Source organism: Bacillus sp. DX4.1 (assembly GCF_030348195.1).
In the GTDB taxonomy this organism is placed as follows: Bacteria; Bacillota; Bacilli; order Bacillales; family Bacillaceae_G; genus Bacillus_A.
Genome location: NZ_JAUCFT010000008.1, coordinates 4,528,284 through 4,546,982 on the forward strand (window position 1 = coordinate 4,528,284; position 18,699 = coordinate 4,546,982).

General features: G+C 36.2%; 17 protein-coding genes, 1 other RNA gene and 1 other annotated feature. Of the genes, 3 read left to right on the forward strand and 15 right to left on the reverse strand.

The genetic code is table 11. The features are described 5' to 3' along the window. Positions 1-288 precede the first annotated feature (288 nt). Positions 289-729 carry a helical membrane plugin domain-containing protein gene (locus QUF99_RS26175; protein ID WP_289373977.1) on the forward strand — a complete coding sequence of 147 codons (441 nt, stop codon included), beginning with the start codon at positions 289-291 and terminating at the stop codon, positions 727-729. A 40-nt stretch (positions 730-769) separates the two neighbouring features. Continuing rightward, positions 770-1,948 carry an NAD(P)/FAD-dependent oxidoreductase gene (locus QUF99_RS26180; RefSeq protein WP_289373978.1) on the forward strand — a complete coding sequence of 393 codons (1,179 nt, stop codon included), beginning with the start codon at positions 770-772 and terminating at the stop codon, positions 1,946-1,948. A gap of 122 nt (positions 1,949-2,070) precedes the next feature. Here the strand turns inward: QUF99_RS26180 and tyrS are convergent, their stop codons facing one another. The 6 genes from tyrS to QUF99_RS26210 all read right to left on the reverse strand — a co-directional run bounded on the left by tyrS (position 2,071) and on the right by QUF99_RS26210 (position 8,692). Next, positions 2,071-3,333, reverse strand: a complete 1,263-nt coding sequence (gene tyrS, locus QUF99_RS26185; RefSeq protein ID WP_289373979.1) for a tyrosine--tRNA ligase — start codon at positions 3,331-3,333, stop codon at positions 2,071-2,073. A gap of 83 nt (positions 3,334-3,416) precedes the next feature. Continuing rightward, positions 3,417-3,639: a binding site (T-box leader), on the reverse strand. Between the two features lie 203 nt (positions 3,640-3,842). Further along, the gene (gene murB, locus QUF99_RS26190) at positions 3,843-4,718 is read right to left on the reverse strand and encodes a UDP-N-acetylmuramate dehydrogenase (RefSeq protein ID WP_483298645.1); all 876 of its coding nucleotides are present in this window, start codon (positions 4,716-4,718) and stop codon (positions 3,843-3,845) included. Between the two features lie 882 nt (positions 4,719-5,600). Further along, entirely contained in the window at positions 5,601-6,995 is a 1,395-nt protein-coding gene (locus tag QUF99_RS26195) for a DUF4179 domain-containing protein (protein WP_289373981.1), read from the reverse strand. Beyond that, positions 6,965-7,525 carry a sigma-70 family RNA polymerase sigma factor gene (locus QUF99_RS26200; RefSeq protein WP_289373982.1) on the reverse strand — a complete coding sequence of 187 codons (561 nt, stop codon included), beginning with the start codon at positions 7,523-7,525 and terminating at the stop codon, positions 6,965-6,967. The genes QUF99_RS26195 and QUF99_RS26200 overlap by 31 nt, the downstream gene beginning before the upstream one ends. A 127-nt stretch (positions 7,526-7,652) precedes the next feature. Next, positions 7,653-8,048, reverse strand: coding sequence for an SET domain-containing protein (locus QUF99_RS26205; RefSeq protein WP_289373983.1), 396 nt, complete (start codon positions 8,046-8,048; stop codon positions 7,653-7,655). A gap of 302 nt (positions 8,049-8,350) precedes the next feature. Further along, positions 8,351-8,692 (reverse strand): zinc ribbon domain-containing protein YjdM, encoded by a 342-nt coding sequence (locus QUF99_RS26210; protein WP_289373984.1) that lies wholly within the window; start codon positions 8,690-8,692, stop codon positions 8,351-8,353. Positions 8,693-9,192: 500 nt separating this feature from the next. On the opposite strand from QUF99_RS26210, the gene QUF99_RS26215 reads away from it, so the two are divergent. Beyond that, positions 9,193-9,735, forward strand: coding sequence for a DUF4871 domain-containing protein (locus tag QUF99_RS26215; RefSeq protein ID WP_289373985.1), 543 nt, complete (start codon positions 9,193-9,195; stop codon positions 9,733-9,735). 295 nt (positions 9,736-10,030) lie between these two features. Here QUF99_RS26215 and ssrA read toward each other — a convergent pair. The 9 genes from ssrA to eno all read right to left on the reverse strand — a co-directional run bounded on the left by ssrA (position 10,031) and on the right by eno (position 18,679). After that, positions 10,031-10,385, reverse strand: a transfer-messenger RNA (tmRNA) gene (gene ssrA, locus QUF99_RS26220). Positions 10,386-10,511: 126 nt separating this feature from the next. Next, positions 10,512-10,979 (reverse strand): SsrA-binding protein, encoded by a 468-nt coding sequence (smpB, locus tag QUF99_RS26225; RefSeq protein ID WP_289373986.1) that lies wholly within the window; start codon positions 10,977-10,979, stop codon positions 10,512-10,514. Between the two features lie 91 nt (positions 10,980-11,070). Continuing rightward, positions 11,071-13,419, reverse strand: a complete 2,349-nt coding sequence (gene rnr, locus QUF99_RS26230) for a ribonuclease R (RefSeq protein ID WP_483298646.1) — start codon at positions 13,417-13,419, stop codon at positions 11,071-11,073. Between the two features lie 387 nt (positions 13,420-13,806). Then, the gene (locus QUF99_RS26235; RefSeq protein ID WP_289373990.1) at positions 13,807-14,547 is read right to left on the reverse strand and encodes an alpha/beta hydrolase; all 741 of its coding nucleotides are present in this window, start codon (positions 14,545-14,547) and stop codon (positions 13,807-13,809) included. Between the two features lie 230 nt (positions 14,548-14,777). After that, complete coding sequence (gene secG, locus QUF99_RS26240) at positions 14,778-15,011, reverse strand: preprotein translocase subunit SecG (protein WP_289373992.1); 234 nt, start codon at positions 15,009-15,011, stop codon at positions 14,778-14,780. Positions 15,012-15,115: 104 nt separating this feature from the next. Further along, entirely contained in the window at positions 15,116-15,808 is a 693-nt protein-coding gene (locus tag QUF99_RS26245) for an LrgB family protein (protein WP_289373994.1), read from the reverse strand. After that, positions 15,805-16,173, reverse strand: a complete 369-nt coding sequence (locus QUF99_RS26250) for a CidA/LrgA family holin-like protein (RefSeq protein WP_286122630.1) — start codon at positions 16,171-16,173, stop codon at positions 15,805-15,807. Before QUF99_RS26250 ends, QUF99_RS26245 begins: the two co-directional genes overlap by 4 nt. Before the next feature lie 446 nt (positions 16,174-16,619). Then, the gene (locus tag QUF99_RS26255) at positions 16,620-17,165 is read right to left on the reverse strand and encodes a hypothetical protein (RefSeq protein ID WP_289373997.1); all 546 of its coding nucleotides are present in this window, start codon (positions 17,163-17,165) and stop codon (positions 16,620-16,622) included. 221 nt (positions 17,166-17,386) lie between these two features. Beyond that, positions 17,387-18,679, reverse strand: a complete 1,293-nt coding sequence (eno, locus tag QUF99_RS26260; protein WP_286122632.1) for a phosphopyruvate hydratase — start codon at positions 18,677-18,679, stop codon at positions 17,387-17,389. Positions 18,680-18,699 lie beyond the last annotated feature (20 nt).

An 18,699-nucleotide genomic window follows, 5' to 3' on the forward strand; every position in this document is an offset into this window, starting at 1 on the left:
TTTATAGACAACTTCTTTTACAGGACAAGTCCATAAGCTACAGGTAAGAAATCATGATTTTGAATTTATTATTTCAGATTAGGTGATTTTTTTGTATCTCCTTCAAATAGGACATCATGAATCATTCACTACTAATAGTAAGTTTAAAAGTTATTATTTGTAAAACTTTGTGTAAAGTTCCGCAAATTTTCTCGATTCCTTTCATATCGAGAAATCTTACCTCCCATCAGGAATAATGTTTTATTCCCAAAAATACAGAAGCATTGCTATCGTAAAGGAGAATTGGAGATGCCAGAAACAATCACGCAAACAAAGCCTGAACAAGAATCATTAACACTTTCTGCAAGCCAAGGACAACTTGATGTACTTGATCAGTTATTAAAACCTGAGGTTCAAGAATCGTTGACTGCTTTAGTAGAGCAACTTCCAAAATTAACTGAACTTGTAAACGTCTTAACTAAGTCTTATGACTTCGCACAAGCAGTCGCTACTGATGAAGTATTAAAGAATGATACTGTTGGAGCGATTCAAGAAATTGTAGAACCTGTAAAAGACACGGTGAAAAACATTGCTTCAACTGCTATCGAAGCCAAAGATCGCGCAGAAGTAAGCAATGACGTAATCGGTCTGTTTGGTCTTTTAAAAATGCTAAAAGATCCACAAGCACAGAAGCTATTTCGCTTTGTAAACGCTTACCTTCAAATTACTGCAGAACGCAATAATAAATAGTTCTTACATTACAATTAGTAAAGACGGGGGATATAGTACTATGCCAAAACAAATTGTCATCTTAGGCGCTGGTTATGGCGGGCTTCTAGCCGCTTTAAACATTCGCAAACATTTAAGTAAATCTGAAGCACAAGTTACTGTAATTAATCAATATCCAACACACCAAATCATTACAGAACTACATCGCCTTGCAGCAGGAAACGTTTCTGAACAAGCAATCGCAATGCCGCTTGAGAAACTTTTCAAAGGCCTTGATATTGATCTTAAAATCGCAACAGTTGATTCATTTTCAGTAGATAAAAAAGAAGTGAAACTAGCAGGTGGCACTACTTTAACATATGATGCTCTTGTAGTTGGATTAGGAAGTAAAACAGCTTACTTCGGTATTCCAGGACTAGAAGAAAATAGCATGGTATTAAAATCTGCCAATGATGCAAACAAAATTTATAAGCATATTGAAGATCGTATTCGTGAATATGCAAAAACAAAAAATGAAGCTGATGCTACTATCTTAATCGGCGGCGGCGGATTAACTGGTGTTGAGCTAGTTGGTGAACTTGCTGATATTATGCCTAAGCTTGCGAAAAGCCATGGTGTAAATCCGAAAGAAGTAAAACTATTACTTGTAGAAGCAGGTCCAAAAATCCTTCCAGTTTTACCAGATCATTTAATTGAACGTGCAACTACTAGCTTAGAAGCACGCGGTGTTAAATTCTTAACTGGTCTTCCTGTAACAAATGTTGAAGGCAATGTAATCGATTTAAAAGATGGACAAAAAATCATTGCAAATACGTTCGTTTGGACAGGTGGCGTACAAGGTAATCCGTTAATTGGCGAATCAGGTCTTGAAGTAAATCGTGGCCGTGCAACTGTTAACGAATACCTTCAATCTACTTCTCATAAAGACGTATTCGTTGCAGGCGATAGTGCTGTTGTCTTCGGTCCAGAAGGTCGTCCATACCCACCTACTGCACAAATTGCTTGGCAAATGGGTGAACTTATCGGCTACAATCTATACGCATACCTAGAAGGCAAATCGTTTGAAGAGTTTGCACCAGTAAACTCTGGAACACTTGCAAGCCTAGGCCGTAAAGATGCAGTTGCTACAATTGGAGCAAGTTCAACTCCACTTAAAGGGCTTCCAGCATCTCTAATGAAAGAAGCAAGTAACGTTCGTTACTTAACACATATTAAAGGACTGTTCAGCTTAGCTTATTAATCTGAACTGTAACCCGAATAATGGAATCCATTATTCGGGTTTTTTTATTTGTTTCCACCCGCTAACACTACAAAAAAAAGAAGAGTAAACAATCGTTACTCTTCTCTCATGCAAATATTACTTCATTCCCCTAATTTCACTAGGCTGTATTTCTTTTTCCCTTTACGGATAATAATAAATCTGCCATCGAATGAGTTTTCCACTGTTACGTCTGTGTTTACATCATTCACTTTTTCACCATTCATAGAAATAGCCCCGTTATTAATATCTTCTCGAGCTTGACGTCTAGATGGTTCAATCCCTAAATCTACTAGCCACTCTACAATATTTTTTGTTTCTTTTGAAGCATGGAAAGTAGGCATATTTTTAAATCCTTGCTCAATTTCATCTGCTGTTAATGATTTAATATCTCCACTAAATAATGCTTGTGTAATTTTTACAGCTTGAACAAACGCTTCTTCACCGTGAACAAATTTTGTCATTTCTTCTGCTAATACTTTTTGTGCTTCACGTTTATGAGGCTCTGTTTGAACCTTACCTTCTAGTTCATCAATCACATCTTTCGTTAAGAATGTGAAGAATTTCAAGTATTTAATTACATCACGATCATCTGAATTCACCCAGAATTGGTAGAATTCAAATGGTGTTGTTTTCTTAGGGTCTAACCAGATTGCTCCACCTGCTGATTTACCAAATTTTGTACCATCTGATTTTAATAGTAATGGAATCGTTAATCCGAATACTTTCGCTTCTGGACCTTCTTTTTTACGAATTAAATCTAGGCCACTCGTAATATTTCCCCACTGATCACTACCACCAATTTGTAGTTGTACATCTTCTTCTTTGTATAAATGATGGAAGTCCATAGATTGTAGAATTTGGTATGCAAATTCTGTAAATGAAATTCCACTATCTAAACGGCTTGCTACAATATCCTTCGCTAACATACTATTCACACTAAAGTTTTTACCGTAGTCACGTAAGAAGTCGATAACATTTATTTTATGTGTCCAGTCGTAGTTGTTCACCATTTTCACTTCACAATTGCCGCCAAAATCGAATAGCTTTTTCATTTGCGCTGTTAGTGCATCAACATTATCTTGCACTTGTTCCAATGTTTGTAATTGGCGTTCAGTTTGACGTCCACTTGGATCACCAATCGTTCCTGTTGCTCCCCCGATTAAGATAACAGGATGATGTCCTGCTAATTGAAAACGCTTCATCATCATAAATGGGATTAAGTGTCCAATGTGCATACTGTCACCAGTCGGATCGACACCACAGTACAAGGAAATCTTTTTCTCCTCTACTAATTTACGTAATCCTTCTGCATCTGTCTGTTGGTTAATGGCATCGCGCCAGTCTAATTCATCAATAATATTCATATTTTCCAACTCCTTTAATTTGTAAATTCCTTATAATTCAAATGAATGCTGATACATATAAAAGTCCCTATGTCTATATTAGACATAGGGACGATTTTTAACCGTGTTACCACCCAAATTGTATGAATAGCACTATAAGTACACATTCATACCACTCTTAGCAATAGTATCGATTGCTACTCCGCTTAGCATTACCTAAGATACTCTAGAGTGTAATTCACAAGTTTGTTTGTGCTAGGTTGCATCAACCCCTAGCTTTCTTGATAACAGTGACAAACTGCTACTGGGCTCTTTCAACGTATATTATGTATAATATTATAGTCATTATATTGAATTAAAATATTATTGTCAATTACATACAGACCTATTTTAAAGCAATTCTTATTTCTATAATAGCCAATTCAATCTTATTTTGCTAGAGGGCTAAATACACGATTGTGATAGTCACGATACGGTTACTTACATTCATCCATTTGCGATGTTGTGATCATTTTTCCTGAACAATCGAATCAGTCTTCGCCAATTACTTTTACTTCTGTTTCTAATGTCACTCCGAACTTTTCTTGAACCGTCTTTTGAGCAAAATGAATTAAATCCACATAATCCTGTGCTGTTCCATTATCAACATTCACCATAAACCCGGCATGTTTTTCCGAAACTTGTACACCGCCGATTCTTGTTCCTTGCAGTCCGCTGTCTTGAATGAGTTTCCCAGCGAAGTGATTAGGCGGTCGCTTGAAAACACTCCCGCACGATGGATACTCTAATGGTTGTTTTGTTTCTCTAAGATGAGTAAGATCGTCCATCTTTCCTTTAATATCTTTATCGATACCTCTTACAAGTTCAAAGGTCGCTTCCAGTATAATGTAATGATTGTTTACAAACGTACTTTTACGATAACCAAAATCAAAGTCGTCTCTTGATAGATGGTATAACTCCCCTTCGTTTGTCATTACAATGGCTTTTGTCAATACATGCGCAATCTCACCACCATACGCACCCGCATTCATATACAGTGCACCACCGACAGTTCCAGGGATCCCACAGGCAAATTCAAGTCCTGTTAAACTGTGTTCTAATGCGGCTCTTGATACATCAATAATCGCCGCACCACTTTGTGCTGTAATTGTATGCTCCGTCACAGTAATCTTTTTCATGTTGATTAAGCTTAATGTGATTCCACGAATTCCACCATCTTTTATAATGACATTGGATCCGTTCCCTAAAAGCGTAAGTGGAATGTTGTGTGTAGTAGCATATTGTACAACACCTTGAATTTCAGTATATGTAGCAGGTGTCACAAAGATATCAGCGTTTCCTCCTACTTTTATATACGTATGTTTTTTTAAAGGTTCGTTCTTTTTTAGGTTTTCTTTTGATAGCATTTTCTGTAAATGCTTATATACTACATGAATATCCATATTATATTTCCTCTATTTCTACTAAATAATTATTCTTAAAAAGTATTATCTTCTATACTATAGGGAGCTCGAACAAATTTAAAGCAATCCGCTTATCCTCTTCCAACTATTTCACCCGTTCATCTAATGTCGCAAATGTAATTTCATCTTGTAAACATTGTTGAAAAGAGACAGATAGTTACTTATCGTATAGGTTCGCCAGAATATATAAATCCATTTTGATTTTTCGACATATAAGCCGCGGCTATGGATAACAACAGGTGACCTGCACTCGTCTTCTCTCTTTGTTTTCACTGTGTCTAGGGCAGGAAAAGGATCTGACCGCTCCTATGCATGGCCGGATGCTCTCTCCCACCTAAAAAGAAGGGGTTTATGTCGGTTTTTTAATTTGTATTTATATAGTTAAGCAAGCTTCAATACGGATATCTCCCTATTTACGTTTCATATAAAAGTACTTGAATATTATACAGCTTATTTTTACACTTTATAAAGTTTATACTCATATTAAATTATAATTTTTTTAAGAAAGCAATGCAAAAGAATATATGACACAACGGAAGAAAATTTATCCTCCCATTAACGGACATTAATACCCCCACCTTAAAATTCGGCAAGAAACAAAGAAGCTAGTTGAGGGCTAAATTGCCCATAAACGCCCGATTGGTGAGGGATGAATCCCCACTAATCAAAATTTCACTTTATAGTAACACCTTTGAATGAGTTGAATATAACTACCCACTCTTTTCTGTTGCAAAGAAATTTCATATTGTATGCCAGTTGTTTAAAGGAGTGTGAAGTAAGCACAAAAGGATGCCTCCTTATATGTTAAGGGCATCCTTTTTCATATTATTTTAATTGAATTTTGACTGGTGGCAATGACTTTTCAGGATGATATGGTGACATTTCTATATCTAATACATAATTCTTTAAACTAAAATTCTTTACACCATATTCCCCATCTAACTTAAATGTCGCTTGGAATTGTAACTTTTCCTTATTCAATACCTTTACATCGCAGCCCTTTATAACATGACCAATTGGTGCAAATTCTTTATCCAAATATGAAGAATCCTTTAAATTCATAACTTCTCCGTAATTTATCAATTCGTCCATAGATTTATGTTTTGTATCAACATTTTGAAGTGTATATTGCACAATTAATCGCTGTTTTTTATGCTGAATTTTATTAACGATCACCTTCAAATCACTACGAGTACTTTGTATTTCAAATGGTGTCTTTTTATTTAAGGCCTGAATAGATGTTTTTTCAGACAATCGCACATTTGGATGTAGCGTAATAAATTTCGAACCCACTGGAATTTTCCCAAAAATAGATCTTTCATCAGATTCTATCTGATTTCCGATTTTTTCTCTTCCAAATTCAATACCTGACGTTTTAAAATCTATTTCATTTCCCTTATCATCAGTCACTTTTCCAATTCTCGCTAAATCATTCCCCCCTATAAGCGGATAAATTGCTTTATAGTCGATTGCAATTGATTCTTTTCCAACTGTAATCTTTTCAAAGTTGAATGTATGTTCTTTATCTTCACTACTTATGGATTGGTGGGGGTTAATAATTTTATTTTCTAATTGTTGCACTGGAATATCAAATTTCCAAGTCCCTTTTGTGTCCCCGATAGATGTAATGGTAATTGGTAACGTTGTATTTCGTGGAAGCTCTTTTTCTGGATAATCAATGTGAATATTCCCAAACCAACCTTCTTTTGTTATTTTTCCATCAAATGAAGCTGCACTCATCCATTTCGGACTCCCATCAACAAGCTTAAAATCATAATAAAAATCCCTACCATAATTATTTCTTATCACTACTTGATCTGGATTATCTACTTTAAATGTAACGCCAATTCTACCACCATCATAATACACACTGTTCATCGTTACGCTAATCCCATTGCTCACCGCTTGCTGATTTAATTCTGTTACAAGCTTACTTGCCGATAAATTTTGACCAATTGTATCATGAAAATGCGAATAAATTTTCCCGATAATCGGAACTTCCGCCAATACACGGCTCATTTGTGGAAACACAAATCCAGAGCCTAGTACACCTATACATATTGAAGCTGCAGTTAACAAAGCAATTTTTCTTCTCTTATATATCTTTTTAACTGGTTTTTCTGCCTTTGCCCTAGCAATTCCTTTTTGTATACTCATATTCAGTTCTTGTTTCGGTACATCAATTTTATTTATTTCGTCATCAAACCACTGTTTATCCAATTCTCATCACTCCCCCCTAATAATTTTTTTAGCGACTTTCTCGCTCGGTGCAAATATGTCTTTACCGTTCCCTCTGGTATATTCATTTGCCAAGCAATTTGATTGATTGGAAGATCATAATAATAATATAAAATGATTACTGTTTGATAATTTTCATCCAACCTTTGAATTGCCCCCTGCAAATCAATATGTTGCTCGATTTGATGTAACTTGTTAGGCATCGCTTCATATGTATCGGCTTCTCTTCCGTCTTCTATCTTTTTCACTTTTTTCTTCTCACCTAATAACTGATAGGCATTATGTATAAGAATACGTGTCAACCATGTCAAAAAATAGTTTGGTTTCTGTAACTGTTCTATGGATAAATACGCTTTGTACACTGTTTCTTGTACAACGTCTAGTGCATCCTCTTTATTCTGTACATACATATAAGCAGTACGGTACAACCTGTCTTGATGTAGACTAATAAGCTGTTCAAAAGCTACATCGTCACCTTTTCTCGCTTTTTTAACCAATTTTATCTCGTCCATCGTATCCCTCCTTCCATTTATTAGATAGCCTACATAGCTATTTGGTTTCAACAATTTATATTTTTTTCAAAGTTTTTACTGCATACAAAAGAGCACATCCAATAGAATGTGCTCTTTACATACTTTATTACTTATCGTTTTCTTCTTTTTCCTTATCAAACCATAGTAACTCATCGTCATCAACTTCACCATTATAGTTGATGAGTATCTCTTCTCCTGCTTTTATATCCTTGTAAGCAAAGAAGTTAAACGTGTGGTTATCAAAGTCAATCTCATAAGTGGCATTCGGCTTATATGAATGATTAAATAGCATACCATAACCTAAAAGGATTGCAGTATGGTTAATACCATACTCAAATGCGTAATCAGCAAGTAGCGTTTTCTCTATGAAAACATGCTCCTCATTCGGATAAGAAATAACTGGTGCTGCATGTAGAAGCTCACCTTTCGCTATATCACGTTTTGCAAATACCCCTCTATTGAACTCTCCATCGCTGAGTGTAGAAGTCTTTATCTCAATCATGTTAGTCACCTATTCATTTCTTTCTATGAAGTCTTTTATCTTCTTAAGCTTGGCAGATAATGAGGAGAAAAGCAATGGATTAATTTGCAATGCAAACAGATAGAACAATTCTGTCTTGTTCTTTATGATAAATAATTCTGAGAAAACGTATTCTTACATACAAAAAAAGGAAGCGTAAACCTGCATTTTATGCAAAGTTATGCTTCCTTTTATAATTTTTCTGCGATCATCTATAAACGTTTAACTTTATAGCCAAGAATTTCAGTGTGTAGGATGAATCCCCTACTGCTAAAGGTTTCACTTTATGCCTTTTTAACAAATTCAGATTTTAATTTCATAGCTCCAAAACCATCAATTTTGCAATCAATATCATGATCTCCATCTACTAAACGAATGCTTTTTACTTTTGTACCGATTTTTACAACTAATGAAGTTCCTTTTACTTTAAGATCTTTGATTACTGTTACAGAATCACCATCGTTTAAAACATTTCCATTTGCATCTTTAACAATTTTTGTATCTTCACTATTTTCAGTTTCTGATGCTAAAGTCCACTCATGCGCACATTCTGGGCAAACGAAAAGACTTCCATCTTCGTAAGTGTATTCTGAATTACATTTTGGGCAATTTGGTAAATTAGACATAATTTTATTTCCTCCACTTGTTATCATTAATTCTAATATATAAGAATTATTTTCAATTTCCGTTTTACAACTTCGTAAGAATAGCAATTACAAACTTGAAATTCAAAAAAACTATAGGGTGTTCCTTATATGCTTATATACTGCCATAGTCTTCTCATATTGACAACCTTTCCTCCCTCCTCCCCCCATTTACATGAACGTGTACATTTCTATTCATTATACTAAAGTCCATTTTTAATGAACTTTAGTATCTTTTAAACGACTTTATTGTAAATGAAACAATTTTATTGTCACTACACACCATAAGCATAACTTTGTTCCTACTAAATAAAGAAACTATCCCAAAATAACAATTTTCAGGATGGCCTATTTGTAGCTTTATAAAAAAGTCTGATTAAAACTCGCTTGGAATTCTTTAATTGAAAGAAGCAAAGTATCGCAACTTTTTTACAAACATCGTGACTTTATTTTAAAGTCACAATAAAAAGGGAGCGATATAATTGAAAGTCTATATTAAAAGTATTGTTTTACTAATAGGGACTTTACTTATTTTAAATGGTTGTTCTGATAACCAAAAGGTAGAGGTTAAGGAATCCCAAACTGTGATGAAACGAGGTTTACCAGCTGATACTCCAACTTACATTACTGAAAAAAATTTTAAAAACATTGATTGGGATAAAACTGTTACGACATTCAACACAGGAGAAACTGAAGTAAATGGGAATAAGACTAAACTAGGTTTTATTGGTCCAGATTTAAAAGTTAATCAAGTTGAAAAATGGCTATGGCATTTTTGGGGTATTAAGAATGGGAAAGTAACAGTTGTTGGATTTCATAAAGATACTAAAGCCATTCAAAAGGTATTCTTTGACAGTGATTCAAGAGCAACTCAGTGGTCTCATGGTACTCTAGGAGGTGCAACAAACGGGGCTGATGCAACAATGCCATCCAATGTTATACTTCCAAAAGCAGATCAATGGGCGACACTAGTTTACATTAATGAAAAGTTATTTGATACATTAGTTATAGACGTTAAAGAATAGCAGAAATATGTACACAAGAGTAATAATGATCTATATGGAAAACACCTTTTCAGTCTACAGCTATTTTTTAATAGTCTAAAACATTTTTTTAATAAGACATTAATAATACACTTAATGAAAAACAGTTATTACAAGCTAAGATTATATTCCTAACAAATTAACCTTAACATCCTCTGAATTTATATGTAACAAAAGAAACCATAAATTGTCCCAATACAAATAAAACCATAAGTTGTCCAAAATGGTCAACTTATGGTTTAAATTACACAAAATAAAAAAACCACCAAATATGTATTGGTGGAGACGGTGGGAGTCGAACCCACGTCCAAAAATATCGGCACTTAAGCTTCTACGAGTGTAGTCGATATATTGGCATTTCGCGAACTCTTCGGCCTATCGACAGGCTTCTGAATTGCTAGTCTGATTATTCTCTTCCTTCGCCCTCAGACGGCGAACTCCGGCGTAGTCCACTTAGTTTGAGTCCCTTACCCTACCACATGGACGATGGAGGGAGGAACCTTTAGTGCAATTAAGCAGCTAAAGAAAGATTGTTTTGTTTGCCAGTTATTGGCTTTGACGTTTTAACGAGGCCGATCCCCTCGACTCGCAACCTAAGCTCGAACTATCCCTGTCGAATCCGTAACGTCCCCATGATAGAAATGGAGCATACGAAGAAATATCGTGATAGCTACTAAGAGCTGTTTTTCAATGTTCAACTGGCCTTACAAGAATTATTATATCATATGCGCACCGTTTTACAAATGTAAATTTCTGTATTACATCTTTTGACGATCACGGAATGCACGTGCAATTTCGCGTTTTGCTTCTTTCTCTTTTAAATCATGACGCTTATCATATTGTTTCTTACCTTTTGCTAAACCAAGTGCCATTTTTGCAAATCCATTTTTTAAATAGATTCTAACTGGAATTAACGAATAACCTGTTTCTTTTGAATAGCCCATAAGCTTTTCGATTTCTTTTTTATGAAGAAGTAATTTTCTTGTACGAAGCGGATCATGATTGAAACGATTCCCTTGTTCATATGGACTAATGTGCATATTGTGTACCCATACTTCACCATTATGTACACGTGCGAACGCATCCTTTAAGTTAACACGCCCAGCGCGAATTGCCTTAATTTCCGTTCCTTGAAGGACAAGCCCTGCTTCGTATGTTTCTTCGATGAAATAATCATGAAATGCTTTTTTATTTTGTGCAATAACCTTACCGCTACCTTTTGGCATTATCTGTCCCTCCTCTATTTTTATCATTGTAACAAAAGATAATGAAAAGCGGAAGTGGCTTGCTTAGTATATAAGCGAAGCCACTATCTTCTTACTTACGCTTTTTCTTTTTCTTCTTAAATCCTGGTACATTCTCAAAGAATGGCTTTTGCTTCTTGCCATCTTTTTGCGCTGGACGACCAGATGATCCATTTCCTTGACCACCGCGTTCATTATTACGTCCACCACTGCGTCCACTGCCGCGCTCTTTGCTACGTTCATCGCTGCGTCCGTTACGTTTCTTTCTGCCGCCTTTTGGCTGTTCAATGACAACCGGACGATCTTTAAATTTACGTTTCACACTGCCTTTCATGCCAACGATTTCAAAGTCGATTGCACGCTCTTCTTTATTGACGTTAACAACGCGAATCGTAATTTCGTCACCGATGCGGAAGATGTTACCTGTCCGCTCACCAATCATCGCAAAATGCTTCTCATCATAGCGATAATAATCATCTGTTAAATAACTAACGTGAACAAGACCCTCAATGGTATTTGGCAGTTCGACAAATAAACCAAAGTTTGTGACAGAGCTAATCATACCATCGTACTCTTCACCAATCTTATCAAGCATATATTCTGCTTTTTTCAGTTCATCTGTTTCACGTTCTGCTTCAACAGCACGGCGCTCCATATTAGAGGAATGCTCAGCGATCTCCGGTAAATTTTCACGCCATTTCACTTGCGTTTCGTTATCTACTTTACCGTTAATGATATACGTACGAATTAATCTATGCACAATTGAATCTGGATAACGACGAATTGGTGAAGTGAAGTGCGTATAGAATTCCGTTGATAAACCGAAATGCCCTAGGCTATCCGCGTCATAACGAGCTTGCTTCATAGAACGAAGCATAACTGTTGAAATCACCACTTCTTCCGGCTGCCCCTGTACCATTTCAAGAATTTGTTGCAGAGCACGAGGATGTACTTCATTCGCACGCCCCTTCACCGCATAACCGAAGTTTGTTACAAACTCGAAGAAACGTTCTAGTTTATCTTCTTTCGGATCTTCATGAACACGATACATAAACGGCAAATTCATCCAGTGGAAATGTTCCGCCACTGTTTCATTAGCAACAAGCATGAATTCTTCAATTAACTTTTCAGCTACAGAACGATCACGCATAACAACGTCTGTTGGTTTTCCATCTTCATCTACTAATACTTTTGCTTCTTTGAAGTCAAAATCGATTGCACCGCGTCTCATGCGTTTTTCGCGTAAGATTGATGCTAACTTACCCATCTCTTGGAACATCGGCACAAGTGGCTCGTAGCGCTTCAATAACGCTTCATCTTCATCCTCTAAAATGCTTCTTACATCAGAGTATGTCATACGCTCTGTTGTTTTAATAACACTTTGGAAAATCTCATGACTGACAACATCACCGAGATGGTTAATTTCCATTTCACAAGAAAGTGTTAGACGATCTACTTTCGGATTTAACGAACAGATTCCGTTTGATAAACGATGTGGAATCATTGGAATTACACGATCAACAAGATACACACTCGTCGCTCTCTCCGCAGCTTCACGATCAATTGGAGATCCTTCCGTCACATAATGACTCACGTCCGCAATATGAACGCCAAGCTTATAGTTACCGTTCTCAAGCTTCGTTACCGTTACCGCATCATCTAAATCTTTGGCATCTGCACCATCAATTGTAACAATGACTTCATCACGTAAATCACGACGATCTTTTAAATCTTCTTCTGAAATTGTTTCTGGTACACTGTTTGCGTGCTCCATTACATCTTCTGGGAAGGCTAATGGTAAGTGATGCTTGTGAATCACAGATAGAATATCTACACCCGGATCATTTTTATGGCCGAGAATTTGAATGACTTCACCTTCCGCGCTTAAACGATCTTGCGGATAGCTTGTGATTTTCACAACTACTTTATGACCATCTACCGCACCCATAGAAGCACTTTTCGGGACAAAAATGTCACTTGTCCATCGCTTATTATCAGGAAGGACAAACCCGAAATTTTTAGACTCTGTATATGTACCGACCAATTCTGTTGTGCCACGCTCTATAATACGAATAATCGTACCTTCTTGGCGAGAACCACTCGATTGTGAATTAACGCGAGCTAACACTGTATCACCGTGCAGTGCACCGTTTAATTCTGTCGGCGGAATAAAAATATCATCTGTCGTTTTTTCTTCTGGTACAACAAACGCAAACCCACGTGCATGTCCAATTACTTTACCACGCATCAAATTCATCTTTTCCGGAAGACCGTAACGATTGCTACGTGTACGAACAACGAACCCTTTTTCCTCCATCATAACTAGTGCCTTTACAAAGTCTTTAAAACCAGCGGAATCTTGAATACCAAAGGCTTCTTCTAACTCTTGTATCGTCAGTGGCTTATACGCTTCTTCTTTCATGAATAACAACAACTTATCAATATGTTCTTGAATAATTTCTTCCAAGCACAAATACCTCCTTTAAACCCTTATATTATTTAGTGTATCCGAAATACGGCATATGTATAAAGTGAAACTTCCATAAGCACTTGTTTTTCATCATTTATTCTGCTGCTTCATTCTCATCTTAAAAGTTTATTTCTATATAAATCCATTTCGATTTACTGATACCTAAGTCGCGGCTATGAAAATAAAAGAAGATCTCCACTCATTTTCTCCTTTTGTTTTCACTTGGCATGGGGCCAAAAAAGGCCCTGGCCGCTTCTATCCATGGTCGGACGCTCTCTCCCACCCAAAAGAATGGTTTTACGTCCTTTTTGTCCTATGAAAAAAAGAGGCAACTAGATCTTACCAATCTAGTTGCTCCAAGAAGTCATATACATCTTCGTGTAGCTCATCACGCTGTTTATCAAGCGTAATAACATGCGTAGAGTCTTCATACCATTTGATTTCTTTTAAGCTTGATTCAACACCGTTATAAATGATATTTGCACTATCTGTATTAATCATTTCGTCATGGCGTGCTTGTACAACAAATGTTGGCGCATAAATCATATCGATATTATTGCGCACGTCACGAATTAATTCCTGCAGTGATTTCAATGTATTCATTGGTGTTTGTTTGAATTCAAGCATCTCTGTGTTAATTTTCTCTGGTGATTTTTGCTCACGCTTTTTGTACTCACGTGCATACGCCAATATACCCTGATACATAATTTCTTCGCTCTTAATGTACATAGGGGCACACATTGGTACAACACCTAAAATGGGCATCGTATAAGCAAGTTTTAAAGAGAATACACCACCAAGTGATAATCCAACAGCAGCAATTTTCTCATATCCTTGATCTTTTAAATGTTGATATGCAGCCATTACGTCTTTCCACCAGTCCTCGGGACCTGTATGAACAAGCTGTTCTGGAGGCACACCATGACCTTTATAAATCGGGGCGTGGCAAGTGTAGCCTTTTTTCTCTAAGTAACGCCCGAGCATACGTACATCAGCTGAGTTTCCAGTAAATCCATGTAATAATAAAACAGCACGGTCTCCACCTTCAAACGTAAATGGTTTCGGAGATGCTAATTTCATCTTCTTCTCCTCTTTCTCTCGTGTAATCTAGTCGTATTGTTTCTATCCTTAGTTTACCATAGTTCCATTTCCATAATCTAATTAGAAACTTTTTTCACATAGTAAAAGCGAACTTCTATCAACTGGTTCTTCACTGCCATTAAACAGGAATACAAAAAAAGAAGAACCATTAACACAAATGTGCTAACGCTTCTTCCTTTTCCATATCTTTCAAAAAGCAAAGCCTTAACTTATATGCTCAAGTACGTAACCCCAATTGTTAATGCGAAAAATAATACAGCAAGAACAACTGTAATGCGGTTTAAGACTGCTTCAATCCCGCGTGCTTTTTGCTTACCAAATAACTGCTCCGCACCACCTGAAATTGCACCAGAAAGACCTGAACTATTACTAGATTGCATAAGTACAAGCACAATTAATAAAATCGATACGGTAATAAGTAAAACTGATAATAACGTATGCACTTGGCGTACCTCCTACAAGAATTCAGTTATTTTAAATGTAGCATAAATCCTATAGAAAAGCGAGAGCCGTTCATGTAACTCTCATTCTTAATTATTTCATCATCTTACATAAAAAATGTTGCGAATAATGGACCGAGCAGGCATGTTAATATAGCTGTCAATGTCATTGTTACCGATCCAATCACACCTTCATGCTCATTATTTTTCATTGCACGCATAACGCCCATAATATGAGAAGCACAGCCAAAACCGATTCCTTTACCAACAGAATTTGTTACACGGCTCCATTTTAGTAGAAGCGGCCCTGTAATTGTTCCTGTAACCCCAGCCACAACAACGAACGCTGCGGTTAATGATGGAATACCACCTACTTGTTCTGATACACTCATCGCAACTGGCATTGTCACTGATTTAGGTAATGAAGATAAAATTAAACTTTTATCTGTTCCCATAAGTGTCGCAATAACCAAGTCACTTGCAATTGCAACTGTTGTTCCAACTAGTACGCCTCCAGCAATCGGTACAACATATTTTTTTAAAACTTCACGTTGTTTATAAAGAGGAATTGCAAATGCTACCACACCTGGACCAAGCAATTTAGAAATCCAGCCACCGCCACTTTGCATATATTGCTGATATGGTATATCTAACACTAATAATAAAACAATCATCAACGCTGTTGCTACAAGCATTGGAACTGTAAACGGTGTTGGTAGCCATTGATAAATTTTCTTAGATAATTGATATAGTAAGACTGTAAGAATAATCCAACCAATTCCGATTATTATATTACTCATTTCACTTCTTTTTCCTTTCTATTCGCAAGATACTGTCCTGTATGTCCTGCTACGATAATAATTAAAAACGTACTTGCAACAATAGTAATGAAAAGGGAAATTCCTTTACTCATAAAAAAAGCACCGTAATTCATTAAACCAATCGTCGGTGGAATTAATAAAAACGGCATAAGAGCAACGAGCGTTTCTGCGCCTAAGTCGAACCATTTCACAGGAAGGACTTTTAATCCTAGTAAGACAAGTAATAGAAACATTCCGATTAAACTCCCCGGAATTGGAATCTGTAACATCTCTTGCACCCATGTCCCAATCATGTAAAACACATAAAGAGCTGCAACTTGGACAATAATCTTTGTAAATTTCATGCTCCATCATCCTTCATAATATATACGATCTTCTGTTAGCTTCCTTATCATAGTATAAATTGTAAAAACCTGCAATTTATCAACTTGACAAAGAAAACGGTATATGTTATACGCTTACAACGTTGATATGACTGTGTTTCTGAGTGAAATTTAAGTCAAAAACATTGACCTAATATAAAAAGTTTATATTTTCTGAATTTTAGGATTTGCTATTCTAGGAAAGAAATCACCATCAAAGTGGATATGTTCTCAAAATATATAAATGTGCAACATCCCAATGTGGGTAGACCTCTTTAAATATATTAATCGAGTTCACAATATCCCTATAATCTTGTCCTTAATAAAGAGGATATGATCTAAAAACTTGTCCAAAAGAAAGCATAAAAAAACACTAAGACGTTACTTAGTGTTCTTCTTCAGGCAATAAAAAATCACTCTATTTTTATTTATATTTTATATAGTGCATGATATACTACATCACAAAATTCTTTACTCCCATGTACTCTAAAGATTATCTCCTTCTTAAATTCAATTGTTAGCATCCAATCTTTATTTCTTCCAATAAGTCCCGTATAACTTGTCCCTCCTTCAACTGCTCTGTTTTCTGTTAATAGGTAATACAGCGGAAATAGTGCGTAGCTCTTGTCTGCTCTCTTTAAGCTATATGTCCCAATACTTTCTACTTCCCTTGCAATATTATCGTGAATATTAACATTAAAATAGTAACACCCTTCATTTAGTCCTGTTTTTCTACACCCTTCCAATATAACTGTATTTAACTCATCTGGAGAAAAAGTGGCGGGTTTGGAGTTGTGGACAATTGAATAGAATGTTGTATGATGCTTGGCTAAATTGACTGAATATAAAATAGTATTTACACCAAAGTAGCAGTCTTCCAGAAAATCAATTGGAAAAATATACTTTTCTAACCATTCTGTGATTTCATTAGACTCTTCATTATCTATTGCTGTACTCAGTTTAACTATTCTCACGAACCTATTCCTCCTCTTGATTTAAATATTTTCTATTCGTATCATTTTACATGTCATAGGTCTATTATGTTTTATTTTTTTATTAAACTATATGAATAAATGGTATATTTATGCCTCTTATTGACATTAATTCACATTCATTACAAATATATAAAAAACCTCCTATCATGAATAGGAGGTTTTTTATTACTTAATTTAAACGGTTAGAAACCATGTTTAAATTATTTTTTAAGGTTGTAGAAAGATTTTAAACCATCGTAAACAGCGATTTCGCCTAGTTCGTCTTCGATGCGTAATAATTGGTTGTATTTCGCAATACGGTCTGTACGGCTCATAGAACCAGTTTTGATTTGGCCAGCGTTAGTTGCAACTGCGATGTCAGCGATTGTAGCATCTTCAGTTTCACCAGAACGGTGAGATACAACTGCTGTGTAACCAGCACGTTTAGCCATTTCGATTGCTTCGAAAGTCTCAGTTAAAGTACCGATTTGGTTAACTTTAATTAAGATTGAGTTAGAGATACCTTTTTCGATACCTTCAGCAAGTTTTTGTGTATTTGTTACGAATAAATCGTCACCAACTAATTGAACTTTTTTGCCAAGACGGTCAGTTAATAACTTGTGGCCATCCCAGTCGTTTTCGTCTAAACCATCTTCGATAGAGATGATTGGGAAGTCGTTGCAAAGACCTTCGTAGAAATCAACCATTTCTGCAGAAGTTAGGACACGGCCTTCGCCTGCAAGGTCATATTTACCAGTTTCTTTGTTGTAGAACTCAGAAGAAGCAACGTCCATTCCTAAGAATACGTTCTCGCCAGCTTTGTAACCAGCTTTTTCGATTGCTTCGATGATTACTTCTAATGCTTCACGGTTAGAACCAAGGTTTGGAGCGAATCCACCTTCGTCACCTACTGCAGTGTTAAGACCTTTGTCATGTAATACAGCTTTTAATGCATGGAATACTTCAGCACCCATACGGATTGCTTCTTTGAATGATGGAGCACCAACTGGTAAGATCATGAACTCTTGGAAGTCTACGTTGTTGTCAGCGTGAGAACCACCGTTGATGATGTTCATCATTGGAGTTGGTAATTGTTTTGCATTGAATCCACCAAGGTAACGGTATAATGGAAGACCTACGAAGTCAGCTGCTGCATGAGCTGCTGCCATAGATACACCAAGAATCGCGTTAGCGCCTAATTTACCTTTGTTTGGAGTTCCGTCTAATTCGATCATAGCACGGTCAATTCCAGCTTGGTCAGTTACGTCAAAACCAACGATTTCTGGAGCGATAATTTCGTTTACGTTATTTACTGCGTTAAGAACACCTTTACCTAAGTAACGAGATTTGTCACCGTCACGTAATTCTACTGCTTCGTATTCACCAGTAGATGCACCACTTGGTACTAGTGCGCGTCCGAATGCGCCGCTTTCTGTGTATACTTCTACTTCTACAGTTGGGTTACCACGAGAATCTAGTACTTCGCGAGCATAAATATCAATAATTGATGGCATAATATTTCTCTCCTTTTATA

What these genes read in the sequence shown, in the direction of transcription:
- QUF99_RS26180 (WP_289373978.1), top strand. Translation starts at nt 770, where the DNA reads ATGCCAAAACAAATTGTCATCTTAGGCGCTGGTTATGGCGGGCTTCTA.
- eno (WP_286122632.1), bottom strand. Translation starts at nt 18,679, where the DNA reads ATGCCATCAATTATTGATATTTATGCTCGCGAAGTACTAGATTCTCGT.
- QUF99_RS26200 (WP_289373982.1), bottom strand. Translation starts at nt 7,525, where the DNA reads ATGGACGAGATAAAATTGGTTAAAAAAGCGAGAAAAGGTGACGATGTA.
- QUF99_RS26235 (WP_289373990.1), bottom strand. Translation starts at nt 14,547, where the DNA reads ATGAAATTAGCATCTCCGAAACCATTTACGTTTGAAGGTGGAGACCGT.
- murB (WP_483298645.1), bottom strand. Translation starts at nt 4,718, where the DNA reads ATGCTATCAAAAGAAAACCTAAAAAAGAACGAACCTTTAAAAAAACAT.
- rnr (WP_483298646.1), bottom strand. Translation starts at nt 13,419, where the DNA reads ATGAAAGAAGAAGCGTATAAGCCACTGACGATACAAGAGTTAGAAGAA.
- QUF99_RS26205 (WP_289373983.1), bottom strand. Translation starts at nt 8,048, where the DNA reads ATGATTGAGATAAAGACTTCTACACTCAGCGATGGAGAGTTCAATAGA.
- QUF99_RS26210 (WP_289373984.1), bottom strand. Translation starts at nt 8,692, where the DNA reads ATGTCTAATTTACCAAATTGCCCAAAATGTAATTCAGAATACACTTAC.
- smpB (WP_289373986.1), bottom strand. Translation starts at nt 10,979, where the DNA reads ATGCCAAAAGGTAGCGGTAAGGTTATTGCACAAAATAAAAAAGCATTT.
- tyrS (WP_289373979.1), bottom strand. Translation starts at nt 3,333, where the DNA reads ATGAATATTATTGATGAATTAGACTGGCGCGATGCCATTAACCAACAG.
- QUF99_RS26245 (WP_289373994.1), bottom strand. Translation starts at nt 15,808, where the DNA reads ATGAGTAATATAATAATCGGAATTGGTTGGATTATTCTTACAGTCTTA.
- QUF99_RS26250 (WP_286122630.1), bottom strand. Translation starts at nt 16,173, where the DNA reads ATGAAATTTACAAAGATTATTGTCCAAGTTGCAGCTCTTTATGTGTTT.
- QUF99_RS26175 (WP_289373977.1), top strand. Translation starts at nt 289, where the DNA reads ATGCCAGAAACAATCACGCAAACAAAGCCTGAACAAGAATCATTAACA.